The 4,483-nt window shown below is 58.6% G+C and carries 6 protein-coding genes; 3 read left to right on the forward strand and 3 right to left on the reverse strand.

Annotated elements, in window-relative coordinates; translation table 11 throughout:
* Positions 1-469 precede the first annotated feature (469 nt).
* Together RH91_RS19790 and RH91_RS19795 are read left to right on the forward strand one after the other, a co-directional pair.
* Positions 470-997, forward strand: coding sequence for a hypothetical protein (locus tag RH91_RS19790; protein WP_157137043.1), 528 nt, complete (start codon positions 470-472; stop codon positions 995-997).
* A 30-nt stretch (positions 998-1,027) separates the two neighbouring features.
* On the forward strand, positions 1,028-1,369 hold the full coding sequence (locus RH91_RS19795; protein ID WP_010165081.1) for a hypothetical protein: 342 nt from the start codon (positions 1,028-1,030) through the stop codon (positions 1,367-1,369).
* Between the two features lie 62 nt (positions 1,370-1,431).
* Here RH91_RS19795 and RH91_RS22660 read toward each other — a convergent pair whose 3' ends face one another.
* Both RH91_RS22660 and RH91_RS19800 read right to left on the reverse strand, forming a co-directional pair.
* On the reverse strand, positions 1,432-1,872 hold the full coding sequence (locus RH91_RS22660; protein ID WP_157137044.1) for a hypothetical protein: 441 nt from the start codon (positions 1,870-1,872) through the stop codon (positions 1,432-1,434).
* Between the two features lie 343 nt (positions 1,873-2,215).
* The gene (locus RH91_RS19800) at positions 2,216-2,785 is read right to left on the reverse strand and encodes a LysR substrate-binding domain-containing protein (RefSeq protein ID WP_010165084.1); all 570 of its coding nucleotides are present in this window, start codon (positions 2,783-2,785) and stop codon (positions 2,216-2,218) included.
* 337 nt (positions 2,786-3,122) lie between these two features.
* Here RH91_RS19800 and RH91_RS19805 point away from each other — a divergent pair, with 337 nt between their 5' ends.
* Positions 3,123-3,983 carry a transporter gene (locus tag RH91_RS19805; protein ID WP_010165087.1) on the forward strand — a complete coding sequence of 287 codons (861 nt, stop codon included), beginning with the start codon at positions 3,123-3,125 and terminating at the stop codon, positions 3,981-3,983.
* A gap of 218 nt (positions 3,984-4,201) precedes the next feature.
* Here the strand turns inward: RH91_RS19805 and RH91_RS23300 are convergent.
* Positions 4,202-4,483, reverse strand: a 282-nt coding sequence (locus RH91_RS23300) for a hypothetical protein (RefSeq protein WP_232283619.1), incomplete at its 5' end; no start/stop codon positions are given.

Here is a 4,483-nt window from a genome sequence, read left to right on the forward strand (position 1 = left end):
AAGGAACGGGAATCCAGCTATTGCGCGCGAGGCGTAGCGCAACGGCGTTTTTGGAGAAGCCCTATGATTCCCAAGCCAATGAGGGCTCCCGGCAGCAATGCAACATAGTCAGACGCATGTTCGACATGCATTGCGAGGATAACTAACGGAACCACAGCAGCGCAGAAAAAGCCAACCCGATACATCATCAATGCTTTCTTTGAAAATGGTTTAAGCTCACGCAGTTCACGGCATCGGTCAATACCTCGCTTCCCAGAACCGAAGAGTGGCCGAGAAGTCCAGCGTCGTCTTAGAAGGACGCTATTATCGGAAGGCAGACAGCGCCGATACAAGCTACATCACGGAGCAATCACCGACGTGCTGTCGGGCGAGTGTATTCCTGAATAACGCATAACAAGCGCGTTCAGCGTTACGCCACAGCCTTCCCTATAATACGGCACTATCGAGTTAGTCCCTGAGGAGACAGGCCGTGACGAACAAGTTCACTATCGCTTTGGCCGTTGCAGGTGTGGCGACCGCTGTCATCGCGTCCGTTCCCGCGTTGGCACAGGACGATTATAGCCGGGACGGTTATCACCAGCGCTATCAGAACGAGGGCAGTGGGTATGATCAGGGCCAGTACGATCAGGATGCCCGCTACCAAAACTACCGGCAGCAGCGCGAATACCAACGTCAGCAGCAGCGGAGTGACCAGTACAACCGTCGCGCCGAATACGAGCGGCAATATCAGCGTGATGGGTACCAGGGCTATGATCGCGGCCAAGGCTACGTCGATCGCAGCGACTACCCTCAACCGAAGACCTATTATCAGGGTCGACGCTGTAAATCCGGTACGACCGGAGCGATCCTTGGCGCGGTCGCGGGCGGATTGCTCGGACGTGAGATCGGTCGCGGAGGCGAATACAACAGGCCAAGCACGACGGGCCTGATCCTGGGCGCGGGAGGCGGCGCGCTGGCGGGCCGCGCGATCGAGCGAAGCGGAAACGATTGCCGATAAACATTGCGACATACACAAAAGGAGACCGAGATGATCCGCACCTTGGCGCTAACCGCTGCGCTCGCGACCGCTTCGGTCGTGGCGCTGGCGTCCCCAGCATCAGCGCAAAGCTATGGTGGCGTAACCCTCAGCTTCGGCTCGGGTGGCTATGGCGGTCACACCTACGATGACGATGCCTATAATCGAGGTGGCTATTACGCCTATGCTGATCCGCGCTACGGAGGGTATGACGACGAGCGCATCGACGCTTGGCGCGCTCACGAGCGGCACGAGCAGATTGAACGCTGGCAACGCGAACAGGAGCGGCGGCGTTACTGGGAGCATGAGCGTCGCGAGCACCAGCAGTGGCGTGAGCACGGCGATGATGATTAACTATTCGTTGGTACAAGCAGGATCGCCCGGTCCAATATCTTGAACCGGACGATCCTTCACGTTCACATTCCGGTTTTCGCTGGCATCTTGCTGGTATGATGCATCCGATGATGCTTCTTGTGGTGTTTCCGATGCTTCATCGCCATCTTGTTTTCATGCGCTTCGCTCGCGCTCGATTCCTTTGTTTCTTCAGATTTGGCTGTTGTGCCAGACTGAGTCGACATCGAAGTGCCCATTGACCCACCGGTCTTGGGTTGTCCCATCGGCGCGCTTTTCATCGAACCATTTGACATAGAATTATTCATTTGGGCGAGTGCCGGTGCGGCGGCCAGCAAGCCGCAGGCACCGATCGCCAAGATAGTAGCTTTCATCGCAGTCTCTCCTAATAAGCCCAGTTTTGCTCTGTTCGATTGGATGCTGGACCGAAAAAGGTCATGCTCTATGGTTTCATTGAGCGCAAGATCGCTGGAACTCACGCGCAAATATTTGATAACGCGTGCCAATATAATTGCTCGTAAACGGTCGATCGCGAAAGAGCGTCGCCGATCGCGGCGGTGTCAATAACTGCCAACTTTGTCAGCGCTAGACGCCGCCTTACGGCGCAAGGCATAGTCCCAATTGGGATCGCAAAATTGGAATGCCTGGATCAAACGCCACCCGGTCGAGCGAGACCCTGAAGCGCCTGCACCAAGCCGTCGACACCAATCGGTAGCGGGCGTTTGTCTTGGTGTCCTCGTGCATCACGATCCATAGCGGTAGCGCGAAACCCACAGTCTCCAACACGCGCGCCAGCATCGGATCGGCCTGTGCCATGGTCACATGGCACAGGCCGATGCCGAACCCGGCCTAGATGGCGGCGAGTTGCGCCAGGTTGCTGTCCGGGCGTAGCGCGAAGCTAGTCCGGTCAAGCCCGGGCAGGTGGGCAAGCATCGCCCGCAACGCAGGAGTCTCGGCGTCGAAACCGATAAGGTCATGTCTGGCTAGGTCCGCGAGCGTGGCCGGCACGCCGTGCCGCCCGAAATAATCCCGGTGCCCATGGAAACCGAGATCGACGGGAGCCAGGCGTTGGGCGACCAATGCGCCCTGGGTAAGTTCGGTATTGCGCACGGCGATATCCGCTTCGCGCCGAAGCAGATCGTCCACGCGGTCGGTCAGTGCAAGTTCGATCACGAGCTGCGGATGTTCGCGTCGTAACTGGGTTAGAACCGGTAGCAAATATTCGACGCCGATGACCTCGCTGGCGCTGATGCGCACGGTACCCGCTACGGTGCCCGCCGCCCCGCTTGCAGTGCGGAGAAGCGCGGCGACCGTAGACCCCATGATTTCGGCATGAGGTCGCAGCGCCGGCGCCAGTTTGGTCGGCGCAAGTCCGCGCTGGGAGCGCACGAACAGGTCGGAGCCCAGAGCCGCTTCCAACGCATCGACATGGCGTGCAACCGTCGGCTAGGTCAGGCCGAGGCGCGTGGCCGAAGCCGAAAACCGCATCCGCGACAAGCTTTTTTCGAGGGTTCTCTTTTGCGGCGGCAGCTATTGGAAAGAAAGCAGACAGGCGGCAGGGGCGCAAAAGCAGACATGAGCAGAAGTCCGAAGGGGGCGTCCGCCCAGCCAAAATAGGTAACGAGCAAGCGGCGGCATACACATTTCGTGCGCACCAGGGATTGTAGCTCACCACCCGATACCGGATGACGGTCTTGACCACCCCACGGGATCCTCCTGGAGACTTCACATCGACAAGACTGCCATTGCGTCAGCCGTGCTGCTCGCGCTTGCCCCCGCCGTCGCGACGGCACAGGCCGGTACGTCACCTAAGGCGATGCCTCAGGAGGACATGAAAGATGCGTCATCCGACGGCAGCGCCCCCGTGTCCCATGTCGCCCTAAGAGACACCACAAAGCTCTGTTTCGAGCGGCCGACCAAGTCGAGCGCTCCGTGCGTGCTACCCAAGGGGTGCATCCAGCTGGAGTCCGACATCGGCAACTGGACAGTTAATAGCTACGCCGGCGCACGCATCGACACTATCGAGTACGTCAACCCGACACTTAAATACGGGCTGGGCGACTATACCGACATCGAGGCAAACATCGCGCCCTATGTGGAAGTCCGAAGCCGCGACGATACGGGCGTCAGCCATCTTCGCGGCGTGGGCGACCTGACGCTGCGGCTGAAGCACCGGCTGACTAACCCCAACCGGACCGTGCGCTACGCCGTCGTCGGCATCGTAAAGGTGCCAACCGCCAGGCTCGGGATCGGCAACCGCCAATTGGAGGGCGGTGTCACCGCCCCGGTCGTGGTCAAGCTCCACCAGGGCTTCGCGCTCACCGTCAGCCCGGAGGCCGACCTGCTCACCAACAACGACCACCCCGGGCGGCGTCACCTGCAAATCGTGATGGCGGCCGTCCTCCAGAAGCCCGTGACGTCCAGGCTCACTGCCTTCGGCGAGCTGTGGACATCGCAAAACTACGATCCGTCCGGCCACATACACCAGTATTCGGCGGACGTCGCCGTCGCCTACATGCTCACTCCCAAGTTTCAGATAGACCTTGGCGGGAACATCGGGCTAAATCATCAGACGCCGAACGCGCAGATCATCGCTGGCTTCGGTACACGCTTCTGACCTCCCTGGTCGGCTTCGGACTGGGTTGCCGCGCTAGTGGCTTGAGCTGATCCGGTCTCGGCCGATCATCCCTTTCCCAGCTATACTCGCTGGTGAGTGCGATATGCTCCCAGCCCAGCGGTGCGATATGGCGGACGAGGGCGGTAGGTCCGCTGAGCAGCAAATGTTTCTAGATGTCCTATGGGCAAGTCTCGACGCTGCGCCTGATCAAAAGAAAATTAGCTAAATTCGCATTGCATTAATATAGATACCGCGTCGGCCCCATAAACGCGACGAATAAGCGTTTGACAATGCCGATAAAGCTTTTGGTCTTGTCCCGCACAAAGCATGCTTTGGATTTCAGTTAACTCACTGGGTTTTAGTTTATCTTTAAGGGCCGATGAAAAACGATTCCATACGACCTGAGCTTTTATCGCGTCCTTTGTAGGATCTGAAACGTGCTGTGACGCAACCGGTAGGTATCTCTGAAACATTTGCCTCGCGCCTTTAAGCATTTGGTT

The organism is Sphingomonas sp. PAMC 26617 (assembly GCF_000242835.1).
GTDB lineage: Bacteria > Pseudomonadota > Alphaproteobacteria > Sphingomonadales > Sphingomonadaceae > Sphingomonas.